We start from the raw sequence: 18,360 nt of genomic DNA on the forward strand, positions 1-18,360 counted from the left end.
TCATGCATACAGATACCAAACCCTGGTACAAACAACTCTGGCCCTGGATCTTAATTCTGCTGCCAGTAATTGCTTTTGCCCGTGGCGGTTGGGCCTTTTACATCATGCTGCAAAACCAGCCGGAAATGGTAGTCGATGACTACTACCGGGAAGGCCGGACCATCAATAACCGGTTGGAAAAATACCGCGAAGCGGCACTGCGTAATCTGGAAGCCCATGTACTGGTGATTGGTAATCGTGCCGTGGTGCGCTTTGACGAGAACGCCGTTCTGGGTGAAAGCATCCATCTGGATTTCTATCATACCACCTTAGGTGCCAATGACTTTGAAGTGGATGCACAGCGCAGTGGCGAGTTGCTCTATGTTGCCACCCTGCCGCACACCCCGCGTGGACGTTTTCGCTTAGTGGTGTCTGACGACAGTCAGGAGTGGCGTTTGCGGGTAACGCTGGATATCCCTGCCGAGCAGGAAGTGAAGCTAGGCTATTAACCACACTATGAGTACTGAGCGCTGCTTTCATTGCCACGAGCCGGTTCTGACCGGTCAGCAATTTGTATTACCCTTTGAAGGTGAACCACGCTCTTTTTGCTGCGCGGGTTGCCAGGCGGTAGCCGATACCATTATTCAACAGGGGTTGGCTGACTATTACCGTTTTCGAACAGAACCCGCCACCAAAGCCGATGCGATGCCCGCTGATCTGGCCGCAGAATTGGCCAGTTACGACAGCCCGGATGTGCTGGCTGATCTAAGCAGCATCGAGGGAGAGCGCAGTAAAATTGAGTTGTCCATTAGTGGTATCAGTTGTGCCGCTTGCGCCTGGCTGATTGAACGACGCCTGAAGCAACTGCCGGGGATTGCCAGTATCAGTGTGAACTCAGGCACGCAGCGCGCCCAGATCGAATGGCTGCCTGAACAGCTGAAGCTCAGTCATATCCTGCAAGACATTGCCCGACTGGGTTATCAGGCCAGCCCTTTTGCCGCCGATCAGGAAGAAAAAACCCATAAAGCAGAGCTCAGCCGTTATTTAAAGCGGTTGGCCGTCTCTGGTATCTTGTCGATGCAGGTGATGATGCTGGCAATAGCGCTCTACTTTGGCGAATGGACTGGCATTGATCCCGAGCATCAGGATTACCTGCGCTGGATCAGCCTGCTACTGACCACTCCGGTGGCCTTTTATGCTGCCCTGCCCTTCGTCACCAGCGCCTGGCGTAGCATTGTCAATCGTAAAATGAATATGGATGTGCCAGTCAGCCTGGCCATCTACTACACCTACTTTGCCTCCGCCTATGCCACGGTCACCGAAACCGGTGAAGTGTATTTTGAGTCGGTCTGCATGTTTGTATTCTTTTTGCAACTGGGCAAATTTTTTGAATACAGGGCCAGAGCAAAAGCTCGGGATGCCACCAGTAATCTATTAAAAATCATGCCGGTCACGGCCACCCAATTGATCGATGGTCAGCCACAGAGCACTTCAGCCAGGCGACTGCAACCAGGCGACCTGATTTTGGTGAAAGCCGGTGAAACCCTGCCAGCCGACGGCGAAGTGTTCGACGGCACCAGCAGCGTCGATGAATCCATGTTAACTGGCGAATACCAGCCTATCGCAAAAGTTGCAGGCAGTACTGTACTGGCAGGCAGCGTTAATCATGATGGTGTGTTGCAGGTTAAAGTCGGTCAACCACTGGCATTATCACGGCTTGGCCAGATCATTGCGTTGCAACAAGAGACGCTGAATCAAAAACCCAAACTGGCTGAAAAAACCGACGAACTGGCTCAGTATTTTGTCGAGCGCTTACTGTTGATAGCGCTGGCCACCTTTTTGGTGTGGTTCTTCTGGATTGATGCCAGTCGTGCTTTTTGGGTCACTTTGTCGGTTTTGGTTGCTACCTGCCCCTGCGCGCTGGCACTGGCGACCCCTACTGCCATCACCTGCTCACTGGCACAGTTAAACCGCAAGCATATCCTGATTAAAAACAATCAGGTATTGGATCGATTGCCCGATATTCAACAAATCGTATTTGATAAAACCGGCACCCTGACCCAGGGGCGTTTTAGTGTGCATCAGGTTCATCTGCTGCAGACAAAGCAGGATAAAGCCAGCTTGCTGAACCTGATCGCCAATCTGGAACGGCATTCCGAGCATCCGATTGGCAAAGCCTTTCAACCTTATCTGCAACAGGAGTTGACACTTAGCAAGGTACAAATCAGCATAGGCGCCGGTATATCAGCTTTGTGGCAAGGTCAGCTCATTCAGGTAGGCAATGCCGCATTCTGTCGGGCGAAACCAATTCGGGGTGCAATGGTGTACCTGACCATTAACCACGAACTGCAGGCCGCCATTGAATTGCAGGACGAATTACGGCCAGAAGTTCCAGCGTTGCTGCAAACCCTCAAAGCCAAAGGCTATCAACTGGGTCTGTTAACCGGCGATAGTTCCAGCCAGGCGGAGCGGGTAGCGCAGCAGTTAGGCTTTGATTGGCTGGAGAAAGGTTGTAGCCCGGAGCAGAAAGTAACCGTGATCCAGCAACTGACCGCTCAACAACAGAAAGTTATGATGATCGGTGATGGTATTAACGACAGCGCCTGTTTTCATGCTGCCGACGTCTCAGTCACACTGCAAGGCAGTACTGATCTGGCGAAGAATCAGGCCGATGTGCTGATCCTGCGCAATGATTTAAGCCTGTTGACCACGCTTTTGGCAGGCGCAGAGCAAACCGCCCGCACCATCAAACAAAATCTGGCCTGGTCGGTGGGCTACAATGTGATCATCATTCCACTGGCGGTGGTCGGTCTAGTCTCCCCTTACATTGCCGTGCTGGGGATGTCATTCAGCTCCTTGCTGGTGGTATCCAACTCACTAAGGTTACTCAAATCATGAGTGTTATTTATGTTCTGATCCCAATAGCAGTACTTTTTGTCATGATAGGGCTGGCTATTTTTTTCTGGGCAGTGAAAAGCAAACAATTCGACGATCTCGATAAACAGGGCTTTAGCATTTTGTTCGATGACGAGCCCAAGGCTCCGGCTAAAACCGAACCAACCGGGCAACCTGACCACACAACCAACAGCAGTGACCATGAACCCCGCTGACCTGGCTGCAGCTTTGATGATTGGACTGATAGGCAGTAGCCATTGCCTGGTAATGTGTGGCGGTATTGTAGCTGCTTTGCAACTATCCATGCCCGCTATGTCGCCAAGCCGTCGCTTTGGTTACCAACTACTACTAAGCCTTGGCCGGTTAACCAGCTATGCTTTTTTCGGTGCTGTCGTGGGCTATTTTGGTGTTGTTGCACTGCAAGTGACAGGGGCCTCAATGGTGTGGCTGCGCTTGCTGGCCGGCTTATTGCTGATTGCGATGGCGCTGTACATAGCAAAATTATCCACCCTGCTACTGCATCTGGAACGGTTGGGGCAAGGCGTCTGGCGGCGGATCCAACCCCTTAGCAGCCGGCTAATGCCACTGAATAGCCCTTACAAGGCCTTTGGCTATGGTCTGTGCTGGGGCTGGCTGCCCTGCGGCCTGGTGTACAGCACCCTGAGCTGGAGCCTGGCCAGTGGTAGTGCCACAGCCGGCGCCGGTATTATGTTGGCTTTTGGTGCAGGCACCCTGCCCGCTATTTTGCTCACCGCGACTCTGGCAACACGACTCACCCAGCTGAAACAACAAGGCTGGTTCCGGTATGGCACCGCCCTGCTGCTCGGTGGTTACGGTTTTTATACGGTTTATCTTGCCTTGGCGCGGCTAGTTTCTTAAGCTATCACCAATATAGCGACAACTATGGATCTGTTATGGCCCACTCGTCAATCAACTGTCAGGATTGTGGTTTCAGTCAGCTTTGCTTGCCTTTTACATTAAACGACAACGAGCTGGATACGCTGGATGACATTATTCAACGCAAAAAACCTTTGCACAAAAGCGATTATCTGTACGAAGCTGGCCGGCCTTTTCAGGCGCTCTATGCCATTCGTACCGGATCCTTCAAAACCTTTACCCTGACCGAGCAGGGCGAAGAACAGATCACGGGTTTTCACTTACCTGGCGATGTATTGGGCTTTGAAGCCATCAACACCGAGCAACACGTCAGCTACGCTCAGGCGCTGGAAACAGCTATGGTCTGTGAGATCCCTTATGCGAACCTGGAGCAACTACTGGGCGAACTGCCCAAACTGCGTCAACAGCTGATGCGTCTGATGAGTCAGGACATCTCCGCCGATCAGCAACTGATGTTGCTGCTCAATCGAAAAAATGCTGAAGAAAAGCTGGCCGCCTTTTTAACCAATCTGGCGCAACGTTTTCACAGCCGTGGCTTCTCAGGCAAAGAGTTTCGCCTTACCATGACACGGGGTGAAATTGGCAACTACCTGGGCTTAACGGTGGAAACCATCAGTCGGATCCTGGGGCGTTTTCATAAAGAAGAGCTTATCCACGTTGATGGTAAGTTTATCAGCATCAGTAATGCAGCAGCCTTAGCAAGCCTGGGTGGTATGGCCGGCATCGCCAGCTAGCAAGGCGGCAGCCAGGCCGCTGCACTTTATTTTGTTTCTGTTTGATACAACGCATGTTTTTCACTCGGCATCGCTGTGTTTTTTAACTACACTGAATGAAGTCAAAGCACCATAAGGAGCGATGCTGTGTCCAAACCCCAACATATCATGGTAGTGATTGATCCCACTACCGAACAACAAAAAGCACTCAACCGGGCTGTTGAGTACGCCCGCTATCAGGATTGTAGTCTTACCGCCTTTTTATCGATATATGACTTTTCCTACGAAATGACCACCATGCTGTCTGGCGAAGAGCGAGAGTCTATGCGTCAGGCGGTGATTAAAGATCGTGAACTGTGGATCAGCGAACTGGTTGCCCCCTACCGCGACAAAGGTCTGGTCGTTGATATTCATGTCGAATGGCACAACAGGCCCTTTGAAGCCATTGTCAAAGCCGTACTGGACGAGGGTTACGACATGGTATTTAAAGGTACCCATGACCACGATGTGCTCAAGTCCATGATTTTCACACCAACCGATTGGCATATCCTGCGAAAGTGTCCTTGCCCTGTACTCCTGGTCAAAGACCACGATTGGCCGGAAGGTGGCAATGTGCTGGTAGCGGTCAATGCTGGCAGTGAACAAGGCTACCATAAATCGCTGAATAGCCGCCTGATCAACAAAGCCAAAAAAGTGGCAGGCATGCTGTCTGCAGAGGTGCACCTGGTCAATGCTTATCCGGGCACTCCGGTCAATATTGCCATTGAAATTCCAGAGTTCAATCCACAGGAATACAACAGCACCATGAAGCGTCATCACGTCGATGCCGTAAAAGACTTGGCTCGTCAGCATAACATAGGCGATGATCATACCCATGTACTTGAAGGTATGCCCGAGGATGTGATCCCAAAAGTTGCCCGTGAACTGGATGCTGAAATGGTGCTGATAGGCACCATTGGCCGTACCGGCTTTTCCGCAGCCATCATTGGCAACACAGCTGAGCATGTTATTGATCGGCTGGACTGCGATGTACTGGCAGTAAAACCAGAGGACTTTGTCAGTCCGTTGCAGAAGTCTTAATTAAGCCTTGCTGAGCACTATGGAAACGGCGCCGGATCCGCTATACTGAGCGCCGTTTTTTTTCAGGGTGGTGTTATGTCGCATTCTGCTCAAGCCAAAGCTCAGTACAGCCTGAATAAGCTGCATAAGAAACTTCGCCGTGGAGTTGGCCAGGCCATTGCCGACTTCAATATGATTGAAGCTGGCGATAAAATCATGGTCTGCTTATCCGGCGGCAAAGACAGTTATACCCTGCTGGACATCCTGCTGAATCTGCAATTGTCGGCCCCAATCGACTTTTCCATTGTGGCGGTAAATTTGGATCAAAAACAACCAGGCTTTCCGGCTGAAGTGTTGCCCAACTATCTAAGCCAGCTTGGTGTCGACTATAAAATTGTCACCGAAGACACCTACGCTATTGTGAAAGAAAAAATCCCCGAGGGCAAAACCACTTGCTCACTGTGTTCGCGATTACGCCGTGGTATTTTGTACCGTACAGCTAAAGAGCTGGGCGCTACCAAGATTGCGCTTGGCCATCACCGCGATGATATGCTGGAAACCTTGTTTCTGAATATGTTTTATGGCGGCAAGATGAAATCCATGCCACCCAAACTACTGAGTGATAATGGTGAACATATGGTGATTCGACCTCTGGCCTATTGCCGGGAAAAGGACATTAGCCGTTATGCCGAAGCCAAAGCCTTTCCTATCATTCCCTGCAACCTATGTGGCTCGCAAGATGGTTTACAGCGCCAGGTCGTGAAAGAGATGCTGCAAGACTGGGATAAACGCTTTCCTGGTCGCATAGAAACCATGTTTCAGGCACTGCAAAATGTCGTTCCTTCGCATTTGGCTGATGCAAGTTTGTTTGATTTTAAACAACTGTCCAAAGACGATGCAGCTTATGCCAGCGATACTGCCTTTGACCCGGTTAGTTTACCGGCAAAGCTACCGATAACCGACGATGAAGAGCACGAAAAGGCCGCGGCAGCCGTCCAGGTGGTCGAACTGAGTTAGTACCGGCCGACCACTGCAGTTTAGTGCAGTGCTTTGCTGCGAAATAAAATAAAAATAGCCAGTCTGCACTGGCTATTTTTTTGTACCTGCATGGCTGACTAGCAAGCCGGCGAGATGGTAACAATGTGTTCCACTTCCTGCAAAATCGGGCAGTTAAAGCGGATCATGCCACTGATTTCAGCAATGTAATCCTCCCCTCGCTCCGAGTAGCGAAGTAAGCCCCGGGCCAGCTCCTCGCCTCGAACCGGCTTGTTATGGCTGCGCAGCTCGGCCCGGATATCCCGCAGCTCTTCATAGCTATGGAAGGTATTCAGGTTGTAGAAATAGCTGCGGATACTGGCACCGGCCGAATCAAAGCGAGCGACCTCATGAAACTGATCTTCACCACGGTACAATGGCACCAAACCACAGCCTTCACGAAAACACCATTGACCAAAGAAGTTCAACCCCTCCACCGCAAAGCGGCTGGTCCCCCACGCCGACTCATTGGCCGCCTGCATTAATACCAAAGATGCAGGCAATATATCGACCCGCTTCAAGAGTTCAGTGAAACTGTCGTCATCCGTTTGAGCAACGTCCATGCGAAACTCATCGTACAATGCATACAAGAATGCATAATCCTGCACGGTTAATGGCTGACGATTCGTCAGTTGTGCTTTCATTTCTAGCAGTTGTTTTCTGAGAAACCGCAAACGGGCATTTTCCCGTGCGACATGAGGGCCAAGATAGGCAAAAAACGCTTGCTTCTTTTCATTTATATCGGCAATGGCATCAAAATCCGGCAATGGTTTTTTGGCCGGTGCCGATGTTGGATAAGCCAAACGTTTACGCACCTGCTCAGATCGCGCATAACTGATCACATCCGAGCGTAAGGGGTGCTCGATTGGTTCTTGCGATACAACAACCTCTGGCTCAGTCACTGTTGATTCCATAAAAGGATAATACAGTGCATACAGCACTAACATTGTAACGGCCGTTAGTAGTGGGAACTTCAAAAATCGCATCTATCACCTGTAAGCTGCTTTCATTCTTTTGGCTTGCCGATGGGCCTGCTTGCCAGCCTGGCTCTTTTGCTTTAACGTAAAAGCCATCTGCAACCACCTTTTATAGTGTATTTTACCCTTAAATCATCAAATGCACGAACTTTTCTGTACACTTGATGTGCACATTCCAGCCTTATACAGAGCTAAGCTATTGATAATAAATAACAAATATTTTTTGGCATAATTAGTGCTTTAAAGCTGTAAAACCTTGCTTTTATGTATGCAAACGAAAGGAAATTACCATGAAAAAAGTGCTTTTAATCACCATGCTCCTGCTATTTAGTGCGCTAAGTCCCAGCCATGCAGACGAAAAGCGGCTTGAACTTGAGCTGGATGCCTCATCACTGCAACAGCTGCTGATCGAAGTGGGTGTTGGTCAGATTCAGATCACGCCGGCAAATACTGATCGCATTCTACTCACGGTGGATGTGCGTGGAGAAAAGCGCTGGTGGTTCTTTAGCTACAAAGTTGGCAATGCCGAGCTGCGTCAACAGCGAGAAGGCAATACTTTGCGCCTGAGCATTCCTAAAGACAACACCAAACAACACTGGCAATTGACCGTACCTGCTGAACTGGCTGTAAAAGCTGATCTTGGGGTAGGCCAATTTTATGCCAACAACATCAGCAGCAGTTATGAAATTGATGTTGGGGTCGGCCAAATCAGTAGCAGCTTGAATGCTGAGCAGTATCAGCGTATTGAATTATCGGCTGGTGTTGGTAATGTCAACCTGCACAATGCTCCCAGTAACTTCAAAGCAGACCGCCATTTGGTCGGCGGCTCCTTGGAATGGACCGGGCAAGGTAACACAGAGTTCAAGGCCAATGTTGGTGTCGGTGATATCAGCCTGACGCATCTGAACTAGTTTTACTGAAGTAATGGGTTGAGCGGTGACGCGAAAAAAATAATCATTTTGCAGCCAAAAGCCCTGCTTTTGGCTTTCTTTTGCCGGTTCAGATCAGGTAGTATCTGGCTATCCAGACGTATAAACCAAGAAGCAAAGTAGCCCTTATGAAGCCCATCCAACGCTCAAGCAAGCTCGAAGGGGTCTGTTACGATATCCGCGGCCCTGTGGCACAGGAAGCCAAACGGATGGAGGAAGAAGGCCACCGTATTTTAAAACTCAATATCGGCAACCCTGCCCCCTTTGGCTTTGAAGCACCGGATGAAATTCTAAAGCATGTGATACACAACTTGCCAACAGCCCAGGGCTACTCCGACTCTCAGGGTATTTATCCGGCCCGGGTTGCTGTGGCGCAATATTATCAACAACGTGGAATTCGTGGTGCCGATGCCGATGATGTGTTTATTGGCAATGGGGTGTCAGAACTCATCCTGATGGCACTGCAGGGATTACTCAATAACGACGATGAAGTCTTGATCCCCTCGCCTGATTACCCGCTTTGGACAGCGGCGGTGAACTTAGCCGGTGGCAAAGCCCGGCATTATCGCTGCGATGAGCAACAGGATTGGGCGCCGGATCTGGATGACTTGCGCAGCAAAATCAGCAAAAAAACCAAAGCGCTGGTGCTGATTAACCCAAACAACCCCACCGGAGCGGTTTATTCAAACGAAGTGCTGCTGGCCTTGCTGGAAATTGCCCGTCAGCACCAGCTGGTGGTGCTTAGCGACGAAATCTACGACAAAATTCTGTACGATGGGACCGAGCATACCAGCACAGCGGCGTTATGCGATGACTTGCTGCTGCTCACCTTTGGTGGTTTATCAAAGAATTACCGTATCGCCGGCTTTCGCGTTGGTTGGTTATTTATTTCCGGTGCCAAACGTCAGGCTCAGCACTATGTCGATGGCCTGCGTATTCTGGCTTCTATGCGTCTTTGTGCCAATGTGCCATGCCAGCACGCAGTGCAAACCGCACTCGGTGGTTACCAAAGTATTTTTGAGTTAACAGCCCCGGGAGGCCGTCTTTACGAACAGATGGATGCCGCCTGGCAACAGATCAATCAAATACCCGGGCTAAGCTGCACCCGCCCCAAAGGGGCCATGTACCTGTTCCCGAAGATCGATCGCAGCAAAATAAAAGTGAGAGACGATGAGTTGATGGTGCTGGATTTTTTGCGGCAGCACAAAGTTCTGTTGGTGCATGGTCGCGCTTTTAACTGGCCAGAACCGGATCACTTTCGTATTGTTTTTTTGCCACACAAAGAGCAGCTGGAACAAGCCATTGACCGCTTACAGCAGTTTTTAGGCAGCTACCAACAATAGGGGTTGCCATGACTACTGAGCCCGGCTTTCGTCACGCCTTTGAGTGGTTTACCAACCAGTTATCGTCCGCGGTATTCTATGCCATCCCGGTTGGCGGCGCCGAGCTGCCAGTGGTGGTGCTCTGGCTGATGGCCGGCGCTTTGTTCAGTACCTTTTATCTGGGCTTTATCAATGTGCGTGGTTTTGGTCATGCATTAAACGTAGTCTCCGGCCGTTATAAAGATCCACGCCAGCAAGGCGATATCACTCCGTTTCAGGCGTTATCCACCGCCTTATCGGGAACCGTTGGTACTGGCAATATTGCCGGTGTTGCTGTGGCCATTACACTGGGAGGTCCAGGCGCCACTTTTTGGATGATCCTGGCTGGCTTACTGGGGATGTCGCTGAAATTTGTCGAATGTACCCTGGCCGTTAAATACCGCCATCAGGCAGCCGATGGCAGCTACTCTGGCGGCCCTATGTACTACATTGAAGTGGCACTTCGCAAATTCAAGCTGCCACGTCTTGGTAAGGCCCTGGCGATTTTCTTTGCCATGGCCTGTGTCTTTGGCTCGGCCGGTTTTGTCCATGTCAACCAGGGCTATGCCCAGGTCAAAGGCGTCACGGGCTTTGACAATGCCTGGCTGTTTGGTGCTATCTACGCCCTGCTGGTGGCGGTAGTGATCATCGGTGGTATCAAAAGCATTGCCAATGTTACCAGCCGGCTGGTACCCATGATGTGCGCTATCTACCTGCTGGCGGCGCTGGTGATTATTGGCAGCCACCTGGATGCCGTGCCCGCGGCTCTGATGACCATCGTCTATGGCGCCTTTGCCCCTGAAGCCGCCTATGGTGGCTTTATTGGGGTGCTTATTCAGGGATTTCGCCGGGCTGCCTACTCCAACGAAGCAGGGATTGGCTCTTCACCGATTGCCCATGCAGCGGCACAAACACGGCACCCGGTGTCACAGGGTTTTGTCGCCCTGCTCGAGCCCTTTATTGATACCGTGGTGATCTGCACCATCACTGCCCTGGTGATCATTTTAACCGGCGCTTACCTCGGCAGTGATCTGGATGGCGTGCGCCTTACTTCCAGTGCTTTTGCCAGCGTATTTGACTGGTTTCCACTGGTGCTGATGGTCGCACTGCTGCTGTTTGGCTTTTCCACCGTAATCAGTTGGTCTTACTACGGCCTGAAATCCTGGAGCTATATCTTTGGTGAAACCAGCCGGGTACAAAACCTGTTTAAAGTGCTGTTTTGCATGGTGGTCTCCATTGGCGCCGTACCCAATATCCTGGCGGTGTTTAATTTTATCGACTCGATGATTTTCCTGATGGCAGTACCCAATATTCTGGCTATTTACCTGCTGATGCCCGAGGTGAAACGCGACTTAAAAGAATACTTGCGCCAGTTAAAGTCCTAATTGATGGAGGGCTCGACCCTAAGTAGGCTTTAACGTAAGATAGTGTTTGAACATAAGGAAGATGGCATGAGTACACCCTGGCTGGAGCGGCGCTCTGACCGCTCATTGAACCGGCAGCATGATCAACGCACTCCCTGGCAGCGCGATCGCGCTCGCATTTTGCACTCAGCGGCTTTTCGCCGTTTACAGGCAAAAACCCAGATCATGGGAGTCGGCCAGAATGATTTTTACCGCACCCGCCTGACGCACTCATTGGAAGCGGCTCAGATAGGCACCGGCCTGGTCAATCAGCTAAAGCGCCGGTACCAGCAACAGCCAGAGCTGGCCAAACAGCTACCGGAAGAAAGTCTGATGGAAGCCTTATGCCTGGCACATGATATTGGCCATCCACCTTTTGGTCATGGTGGCGAGACGGCGCTGAATTACAAAATGCTGCATGCCGGGGGGTTTGAAGGCAATGGCCAGACCTTTCGTATTGTCAGCAAACTGGAACCCTACACCGAACACCATGGCATGGATCTGACCCGCCGTACTCTGTTGGGTTTACTGAAATACCCGGTACTGCCGCCTGAGCAGCTGGGGGATAACAGCGAACCGTCACCGCTGAGCCTGACCCCATGGAAAGCGGTGAAATCGGTATTCCATGAAGACTCCGATGTGCTGGATTGGGTGCTGGCTCCGCTTAGCGCCACCGATCGTGCTTTGTTTCAGCAACTGGAACGGCTTGGGCAAAGCCCCTGGCAAAAGTCGTGCTATAAATCGCTGGATGCCTCCATTATGGAGCTGGCCGACGACATTGCCTACGGTGTGCATGATTTGGAAGATGCCATCGTCACCGGCTATGCCAGCGAAGAGCAGTGGCGCGCTCAGATCCCGGCCGCGGTTGCTGCCTTACCACAAGCCATGCAGCAACTAATGCAACCGGTCACGGATGCGCTGTTCCGGCCTGAGCATCATCTGCGTAAAAATGCCATCGGCGCTTTGGTCAATGCCTTTATTACCTCGGCAGAGTTGTATGAATGCCTGCCGGATGCGAGCGAACCCCTGATCCGTTTTAATGCCAGGCTGCCAGCACCACAGCAACAACTGCTGGAACTGCTGAAAGGTTTCGTGTTTCGCAATGTCATCAGCCAACCCGATATTCAACAAGCCCGCTTTCGTTGCCAGAACATGCTGCTAAAGATGTTTGACGCCTTTGCCTCGGATCCGAGCCGTTTGCTGCCACAAAATACCCAGCAACGCTGGCAACAGGCACAAAAGGATGGCCTTGGTTTGCGGGTGATCTGCGATTATTTGTCGGGTATGACCGATGAATACGCCGAAACCATGTACCAGAAGTTGTTTGGCGCTTTATGAGGTTACGTGTTTTAGCCGGGCCCACTGCTCTGGCCCATATTCAGCAGCATGGCTTGAATGCCAACGACATCACCACCTTGGTTGGTGCCAGTGGCGGACCCAAGTGGTTTAGTTTATTTGGGCTGGACCAGTACCTGACCGGTGAGTTTTTCCAAGGTCGTCAGCAACCACTGCAGCTGCTGGGCAGTTCGGCCGGTGCCTGGCGCTTTGCTTGTTATGCTCAGCAAAACCCGGTGGCAGCCAGCCAGCGCTTTTGCGATGCCTACTCCACCTTGTGTTACCCGGCCAAAGCCAGCAGCAAAGAAATTACTGATATTTCGATGACGGTGATTAAGCGCGTTTTCCCGGATCCCGATAAAATCCATGAAGTCATCAACAACCCGCTATTTAAGCTGAACTTCACGGTCGCACGCGCCAGAGCTTTGACCCGTTCACGTCATAAAGTTGGGCAACTGGCAGGCTTAAGCCTGACTGCAGCTGCTAACTTAGCCAGCCGTCGACATTTACGCTTTTTCTTTGAGCGCTGCTTGTTTTATGCACCCGACAGTCAGTTAGCCAAAAACCCACTGCAGGACTTACCTACCCGCACCATTCAACTGAGTGAACAAAATCTGTTACCGGCATTGCAGGCCAGTGGCTCCATACCGCTGGTGCTGGACCCAGTGCAGGATATCCCCGGCGCAGGTCGGGGGCTGTTTTACGATGGTGGCGTCACCGATTATCATTTTGACTGGCCTTTCAGCCAGCACGGTCTGGTGCTTTATCCACACTTTTATCCTTACATTGCCCCAGGCTGGTTCGACAAGTCACTGCCTTGGCGGCGTAAGTTCTCTGCTCACTACCACAATGTCGTGCTACTGTGCCCTACTGCTGACTGGGTGGCTTCTCTGCCTGGTGCAAAAATCCCTGATCGCAAGGATTTTAATCGGCCGGATAAAGCACGGATCCATGACTGGCGGGAAGTGATTGCCCGCTCTCACGAGCTGGCAGAGGATTTTAAAGCAGGCCATTACCAGTTGGAGCCACTCTGCTAGTCATTGCATCTGCAGCTCCAACCATGAGACGCAAAGTTATGGGCTGCCAGGGCTGAGCTCGGTAATACTAAAGCGGCTTGGCACCACATCCAGCAGCACAAAAGCAGCACTGCTGTTGTCTTTCATGCCATCCAGGTACTGCCAGTAGCCCTGTGTTTTGTCATCCTGACGAAAGCGCAGTGTGAAACCCAGTCCCTCGCCTTGGTGCAGATAGCTCACTACTTCACTGGCTCCTTTGTTATCCACCAAATCAAAGCCAATTAAATCCTTTAAACGACTGTTGCGGCTGAACACTCCCGAGACCACTACTGGCTCAGCAAGATCCAGGTACTCACGGCCAATGGTCGCAGATTTAGCCGGGTGCGGAATAAAACGATGCTCACCAACATGGTATCTGTCACCACCCTGAATAAAGCTAATACGGACGTCTTCCATATGGTAACCATGCGGATTGTTGATTTTACGTGCTTCGCGGACATCGATAATGGTGACACCACCATAGCCCAGGGCTTCAATTTCACGACGTTGTGGGTAATAGATCAGAGCAGCGTCTTCATCAACGCCATAACCTACCGGGTATAGGGCACGATTTTGCTGCACGGCAACCAGCAAGCGGCCAAAGCGCGACTTGCGATCAAAGTGCTGGTCGATGATGCCGTCTTTAAAAAAGCCAAGACCGGTACGCAAAATCAGAGGGCCGGCTTCCTGATCCTGCATGCCCTCATAGCGCTCAGCTGGCGGCTGCATCAGGGCATGCCAGGAATCACCACCGGCAATCATCACATCACTCATCATCGCTGCACCGGCACTGGTGCCCGCTACCACCCCTCCACGCTGATACAAGTCACGTACAGCCGTCAATACCGGCGTGGCTTTGTTATCAGGCAACAGCGTTTTGGTAATTCGGGTCTGATCGCCTCCCAGAAACCAGACGGCGGTGTATTGCTCCAAAGATTTCGCCAACTGCTTATCATGCCCACCCTGTGCCCAACTGCTTTCATCGACATCGGCGGTACTGCGATCATCCATCACGGCGATAGGTAATAAGGTCACTTGATCTTTGGTAAGGCCGTAATGCAGCATGTCATCTCGGAACTGCTCAAAATAGTGCACAGGTTGGCCACTGGCTGCCGGGATTACCGCAATGCGCGCTTGAATTGGTCCACCCGCCAGCTCAATAAACCGTTGGTAGACTGCTGCATTACTGGTACTGAGTGCCCCACCTACTATCACCAGTGCACCTTTCTCACTGATACGGGGTTCGGGATCTTTTTTTGAACAACCAATTATCGCCAGGCAGGCGACCAGCATTAGGATTGAATACTTCACTTTTTTTGCTCCATTGTTATCTTTGTAGTTTGGATACCCTGTTGCTTTTATTATCGGGTAACGGCCTGTGGCCAGCCAAAAGCTTAGCAAAAAAAACCTGGTGATTGCAGTAAAATCAATCGGCCCTGTGTTGACGAACCTGGTCTATGCCCTCACAAAGCGCTTGGATCCCATCCAGACTCCGCCGGGTAAAGCGATACATCAGATCAGCATCGACCGCCAGAAACTGCTGTTTTTGTACCGCAATCAGACTGGCGTACTGCTGCCATTGTTCAGGCCGGATAGCCTGCGCACCTACCGAAGGTTGAATGATCAATTCAGGATTTGCCAGCAGCAATTGCTCCGGCCCTAATTGTGGATAATCAGCGCTATTGACTGCGAAGGGATTCTCGGCAGCGCAGACCTCCAGCATCAACTGGGGCCAGGCGGCATTGGCTACGGTAGACAGTGGTTGCTGTGACATCGCAAAAAATACCCGTACCGGGGTCAATTGCTGGTACTGCTGCCGCAGTGCTGCCAAAGCCTGTTCATAAGCAGCAGCCCGCTGTTCGGCCAGTTGTTCGTTGCCGGTGATGGCTCCTAAACGGCGTAATTCAGGCGCAATGTCGTCCAGTTGCAACGGATCGGAGTAAAACACCCGCACACCCAGTTGTTTCAAACGCGCAAGATCGGATTGCGGATTTCCCGTTCGCCAGGCAATCACCAAATCAGGCTGCAGGGCCAAAACCGCCTCCAACTGAATATGCGCGTAGTTAGCAACACTGGGTAAGGCTTGAGCAGCCTCAGGGTAGTTGCTAAAATCACTGACCGCAACCAACTGATCACCCGCTCCTATATCATACAATAACTCGGTAATATGGGGAGCCAGCGAAATAATACGCTCTGGTTTTGCTGCAACAGGTGCCTGCAGTAAAAAACACAGCAACAGTGCAAACCACTTCACCAATCCACCCCCTGCTGCGCACGAATGCCGGCATCAAACGCATGTTTAACTACCTGTATATCGCTCACCGTATCAGCCAGCTCCAGCAAGCGGCGATGGCAATTCCGACCAGTCACCACCACATGTTGACCAGCTGGCCGCTGGCGAATACAGGTCAGGACTTCATCCAAATCCAGATAGTGATAACTCAACATGTACGTCAACTCGTCCAACAACACCAAGTCAATGCTTTCATCCGTTAAAAAAACTTTTGCTTGCTGCCAGACACTGTTTGCAGCGGCCATATCAGCAGTTTTATCCTGCGTATCCCAGGTAAAGCCAGTGGCCATGACAGCGAAAGGCACGCCATGCTGCTGCAGCAGGTTACGCTCCCCGCACGGCCAGTCGCCTTTGATGAACTGCACCACAGCCGCTTTGTAACCGTGGCCGACGGCACGTGTCACTGTGCCAAAGCCAGCCGTTGATTTGCCCTTGCCATTACCGGTAAGCACCAATAGCAGGCCTTTATCCTGATCGGCTTTAGCAACCGCCTGGTCTACTTGCTCCTTTAGTTGCTGTTGCCGGGCTCGATGTCGCTTTGCTTTGTAATCGTCTGTCATGGTTCATCCCGCTTGTTGCCGCCGTAGTAGCAGCAGAAAAAACACGCTCCCCAGTAAGGAAGTAATAACACCCAGGGGAATTTCTTGCTGCATAAACAAACTGCGCGCAAAGTTATCCACCCAGATTAAAAAAATGCCTCCCACCAGGGCAGAACCCAGCAACAGAGGCAGCATGGTCACTCCAAACCATTGTCGTACCAGGTGAGGAATCATCAAGCCGACAAAAGCGATACCACCGCATTGCGCCACAATAAAAGCAGTGACTGCAGAGGTGCCAAGTAAGAAAAACAATCGCACCCGCTCTACCGACACACCCAAAGTACGGGCACTCTCGTCATGCAGTAACATGGCATCCAACTGCCGGCGAAAAGCGAGTGCCACCAGCAAGAGACAGAGCACAGCTGGAGCTACCACTGCCACACCCTGCCAGTCACTCCGGCTTAAGCTCCCCATCAACCAAAAGATCACCCTGTTGGCAGCAAAAGGCTCTGCAAAATACAAAATAAAGCTGCTGATCGCACTCAGCATAAAAGACACAGCAACCCCGGCCAGTAACATCACCTGCAGTTGCTGCCAGCCATGACGAATACAAACCAATACCACCAGCAGCACAGCCAGGCTGGCTCCCACAAAAGCCGACAACGCCAAGGGCAGCTGCTGCTCGGGAAAAACAATCATCGACAAGCTGGCTCCAAGACCGGCACCGGCTGTCAGGCCAAATAAATAGGGGTCCGCCAAGGGGTTTCGGCTCATGTTTTGCAACAAAGCCCCGCAGATGGCCAGGCCTGCCCCGGCAAAAAAGGCCATGGCTATGCGCGGTAAGCGAATTTGCCAAATAATCGCCTGAAAGGTGGCATTGCTATCTGACGTAGTCAGAATATGCCAGATTTGACCATAAGACAGGGCGGCACTGCCAAGACGGATGCTCATCAATAAAGTGAACAGCAAGGCAACGAGTGCCAGCAGCCAACGAAAATAGCCAGCCCTAGCCATGGTGCTCTCCGGGCTTTTTAGCATAAAAATGGATCACCGGTCTTTCCAGCTGTGCATGAGGCAGCATCAGACATGGCTGCTGAAACACCTGACTCAACCGCTCAGCGGTCAGCACCTGCTGTGCAGTACCAAAGGCCTGCAAACGGCCGTTATCAAGCAGCAAAATGTCATCGCAATAACTGGCTGCCAGATTCAAATCGTGCAGGCAGCAAACAATGGTCAGATTAAGTTGGCGGATCAACTGCAAAATTTGGTGTTGATAGTGCACATCCAGATGGTTGGTCGGCTCATCCAGCAGCAGCACCCGGGCATTTTGTACCAAAGCCCTGGCAATAAAAGCCCGTTGCAACTCACCGCCGGAGAGTTCTGCCAGCTTTTTATGACGCAACGCCAGCAAACCGGTTTTTAACAAAGCCAGTTCCAGTTGATGGTAATCCTGGCTGGTGGTTGGATCAAACCAGCGTTTGTGCGGTACCAGTCCCAGCATCACCATTTGCTCGGTGGTTAGACTAAACACAGGCATAGGACTTTGCATCACCACCGCCATCTGCCGCGCCAGTTCAGCCCGCCGATAACTGCTGATGGCTTTATGGTGAAATAATACCTGGCCCTGGCTGGCCTGCAACTCGCCATACAACAATCGCAACAAAGAGCTCTTGCCGGCCCCGTTGGGGCCAACGACACCAAGCACCCGGCCAGCAGCAACACTGCAGGATATCTGGTCCAGCACGGTACGCTGCCCTAATTGCAAGGACACATTTTGCAATTGCAATACAGCTGATGCCAACTTAGGATCCACGATTGAGGTAAGTTGACGGATTGTAACAGAAAATCATAGAAATGGATTGCGGTTTTCAGAAACAACAAAACCAGCCG

Annotated in this window: 18 protein-coding genes; 12 read left to right on the plus strand and 6 right to left on the minus strand. The window is 51.5% G+C overall.

Translation table 11 applies throughout. From position 1 onward, the window contains the following. Positions 1-2: 2 nt before the first annotated feature. The 7 genes from QWF21_RS05745 to ttcA all read left to right on the plus strand — a co-directional run bounded on the left by QWF21_RS05745 (position 3) and on the right by ttcA (position 6,560). On the plus strand, positions 3-488 hold the full coding sequence (locus QWF21_RS05745; protein ID WP_330087093.1) for a FixH family protein: 486 nt from the start codon (positions 3-5) through the stop codon (positions 486-488). Positions 489-495: 7 nt separating this feature from the next. Then, complete coding sequence (locus QWF21_RS05750) at positions 496-2,877, plus strand: heavy metal translocating P-type ATPase (protein WP_330087094.1); 2,382 nt, start codon at positions 496-498, stop codon at positions 2,875-2,877. Continuing rightward, complete coding sequence (ccoS, locus tag QWF21_RS05755) at positions 2,874-3,089, plus strand: cbb3-type cytochrome oxidase assembly protein CcoS (protein ID WP_330087095.1); 216 nt, start codon at positions 2,874-2,876, stop codon at positions 3,087-3,089. The genes QWF21_RS05750 and ccoS overlap by 4 nt, the downstream gene beginning before the upstream one ends. After that, a complete protein-coding gene (locus QWF21_RS05760) occupies positions 3,076-3,753 on the plus strand; it encodes a sulfite exporter TauE/SafE family protein (RefSeq protein ID WP_330087096.1) in 678 nt (225 codons plus the stop codon). The genes ccoS and QWF21_RS05760 overlap by 14 nt, the downstream gene beginning before the upstream one ends. A 35-nt stretch (positions 3,754-3,788) precedes the next feature. Next, the gene (gene fnr, locus QWF21_RS05765) at positions 3,789-4,505 is read left to right on the plus strand and encodes a fumarate/nitrate reduction transcriptional regulator Fnr (RefSeq protein WP_330087097.1); all 717 of its coding nucleotides are present in this window, start codon (positions 3,789-3,791) and stop codon (positions 4,503-4,505) included. Between the two features lie 126 nt (positions 4,506-4,631). Next, the gene (uspE, locus tag QWF21_RS05770) at positions 4,632-5,564 is read left to right on the plus strand and encodes a universal stress protein UspE (RefSeq protein ID WP_330087098.1); all 933 of its coding nucleotides are present in this window, start codon (positions 4,632-4,634) and stop codon (positions 5,562-5,564) included. A gap of 75 nt (positions 5,565-5,639) precedes the next feature. Beyond that, a complete protein-coding gene (ttcA, locus tag QWF21_RS05775) occupies positions 5,640-6,560 on the plus strand; it encodes a tRNA 2-thiocytidine(32) synthetase TtcA (RefSeq protein ID WP_330087099.1) in 921 nt (306 codons plus the stop codon). A gap of 98 nt (positions 6,561-6,658) precedes the next feature. Here the strand turns inward: ttcA and QWF21_RS05780 are convergent, their stop codons facing one another. Beyond that, positions 6,659-7,480, minus strand: a complete 822-nt coding sequence (locus QWF21_RS05780; protein ID WP_330087100.1) for a glucosaminidase domain-containing protein — start codon at positions 7,478-7,480, stop codon at positions 6,659-6,661. 365 nt (positions 7,481-7,845) lie between these two features. On the opposite strand from QWF21_RS05780, the gene QWF21_RS05785 reads away from it, so the two are divergent. From QWF21_RS05785 to QWF21_RS05805, 5 genes are all read left to right on the plus strand, one after another. Continuing rightward, a complete protein-coding gene (locus QWF21_RS05785) occupies positions 7,846-8,466 on the plus strand; it encodes a hypothetical protein (protein WP_330087101.1) in 621 nt (206 codons plus the stop codon). A 146-nt stretch (positions 8,467-8,612) separates the two neighbouring features. Then, entirely contained in the window at positions 8,613-9,827 is a 1,215-nt protein-coding gene (locus QWF21_RS05790; protein ID WP_330087102.1) for a pyridoxal phosphate-dependent aminotransferase, read from the plus strand. Between the two features lie 8 nt (positions 9,828-9,835). Continuing rightward, positions 9,836-11,230 (plus strand): alanine/glycine:cation symporter family protein, encoded by a 1,395-nt coding sequence (locus QWF21_RS05795; protein ID WP_330087103.1) that lies wholly within the window; start codon positions 9,836-9,838, stop codon positions 11,228-11,230. Positions 11,231-11,296: 66 nt separating this feature from the next. Further along, positions 11,297-12,586 (plus strand): anti-phage deoxyguanosine triphosphatase, encoded by a 1,290-nt coding sequence (locus QWF21_RS05800; RefSeq protein WP_330087104.1) that lies wholly within the window; start codon positions 11,297-11,299, stop codon positions 12,584-12,586. Continuing rightward, positions 12,583-13,620 carry a patatin-like phospholipase family protein gene (locus QWF21_RS05805; protein ID WP_330087105.1) on the plus strand — a complete coding sequence of 346 codons (1,038 nt, stop codon included), beginning with the start codon at positions 12,583-12,585 and terminating at the stop codon, positions 13,618-13,620. The genes QWF21_RS05800 and QWF21_RS05805 overlap by 4 nt, the downstream gene beginning before the upstream one ends. Before the next feature lie 36 nt (positions 13,621-13,656). On the opposite strand, the gene QWF21_RS05810 is transcribed toward QWF21_RS05805, so the two are convergent. From QWF21_RS05810 to QWF21_RS05830, 5 genes are all read right to left on the minus strand, one after another. After that, entirely contained in the window at positions 13,657-14,949 is a 1,293-nt protein-coding gene (locus QWF21_RS05810) for a cyanophycinase (RefSeq protein WP_330087106.1), read from the minus strand. A 115-nt stretch (positions 14,950-15,064) separates the two neighbouring features. Then, positions 15,065-15,892 (minus strand): cobalamin-binding protein, encoded by an 828-nt coding sequence (locus QWF21_RS05815; RefSeq protein ID WP_330087107.1) that lies wholly within the window; start codon positions 15,890-15,892, stop codon positions 15,065-15,067. Beyond that, complete coding sequence (gene cobO, locus QWF21_RS05820; protein WP_330087108.1) at positions 15,889-16,491, minus strand: cob(I)yrinic acid a,c-diamide adenosyltransferase; 603 nt, start codon at positions 16,489-16,491, stop codon at positions 15,889-15,891. The genes QWF21_RS05815 and cobO overlap by 4 nt, the downstream gene beginning before the upstream one ends. 3 nt (positions 16,492-16,494) lie before the next feature. Beyond that, the gene (locus QWF21_RS05825; RefSeq protein WP_330087109.1) at positions 16,495-17,484 is read right to left on the minus strand and encodes a FecCD family ABC transporter permease; all 990 of its coding nucleotides are present in this window, start codon (positions 17,482-17,484) and stop codon (positions 16,495-16,497) included. Then, entirely contained in the window at positions 17,477-18,271 is a 795-nt protein-coding gene (locus QWF21_RS05830) for an ABC transporter ATP-binding protein (RefSeq protein WP_330087110.1), read from the minus strand. The genes QWF21_RS05825 and QWF21_RS05830 overlap by 8 nt, the downstream gene beginning before the upstream one ends. Positions 18,272-18,360 lie beyond the last annotated feature (89 nt).

This window comes from Alkalimonas mucilaginosa, from assembly GCF_036327005.1.
Taxonomy (GTDB): Bacteria; Pseudomonadota; Gammaproteobacteria; order Enterobacterales; family Alteromonadaceae; genus Alkalimonas; species Alkalimonas mucilaginosa.

What these genes read in the sequence shown, in the direction of transcription:
- QWF21_RS05745 (WP_330087093.1), top strand. Translation starts at nt 3, where the DNA reads ATGCATACAGATACCAAACCCTGGTACAAACAACTCTGGCCCTGGATC.
- QWF21_RS05750 (WP_330087094.1), top strand. Translation starts at nt 496, where the DNA reads ATGAGTACTGAGCGCTGCTTTCATTGCCACGAGCCGGTTCTGACCGGT.
- ccoS (WP_330087095.1), top strand. Translation starts at nt 2,874, where the DNA reads ATGAGTGTTATTTATGTTCTGATCCCAATAGCAGTACTTTTTGTCATG.
- QWF21_RS05760 (WP_330087096.1), top strand. Translation starts at nt 3,076, where the DNA reads ATGAACCCCGCTGACCTGGCTGCAGCTTTGATGATTGGACTGATAGGC.
- fnr (WP_330087097.1), top strand. Translation starts at nt 3,789, where the DNA reads ATGGCCCACTCGTCAATCAACTGTCAGGATTGTGGTTTCAGTCAGCTT.
- ttcA (WP_330087099.1), top strand. Translation starts at nt 5,640, where the DNA reads ATGTCGCATTCTGCTCAAGCCAAAGCTCAGTACAGCCTGAATAAGCTG.
- QWF21_RS05785 (WP_330087101.1), top strand. Translation starts at nt 7,846, where the DNA reads ATGAAAAAAGTGCTTTTAATCACCATGCTCCTGCTATTTAGTGCGCTA.
- QWF21_RS05790 (WP_330087102.1), top strand. Translation starts at nt 8,613, where the DNA reads ATGAAGCCCATCCAACGCTCAAGCAAGCTCGAAGGGGTCTGTTACGAT.
- QWF21_RS05795 (WP_330087103.1), top strand. Translation starts at nt 9,836, where the DNA reads ATGACTACTGAGCCCGGCTTTCGTCACGCCTTTGAGTGGTTTACCAAC.
- QWF21_RS05800 (WP_330087104.1), top strand. Translation starts at nt 11,297, where the DNA reads ATGAGTACACCCTGGCTGGAGCGGCGCTCTGACCGCTCATTGAACCGG.
- QWF21_RS05805 (WP_330087105.1), top strand. Translation starts at nt 12,583, where the DNA reads ATGAGGTTACGTGTTTTAGCCGGGCCCACTGCTCTGGCCCATATTCAG.
- cobO (WP_330087108.1), bottom strand. Translation starts at nt 16,491, where the DNA reads ATGACAGACGATTACAAAGCAAAGCGACATCGAGCCCGGCAACAGCAA.
- QWF21_RS05825 (WP_330087109.1), bottom strand. Translation starts at nt 17,484, where the DNA reads ATGGCTAGGGCTGGCTATTTTCGTTGGCTGCTGGCACTCGTTGCCTTG.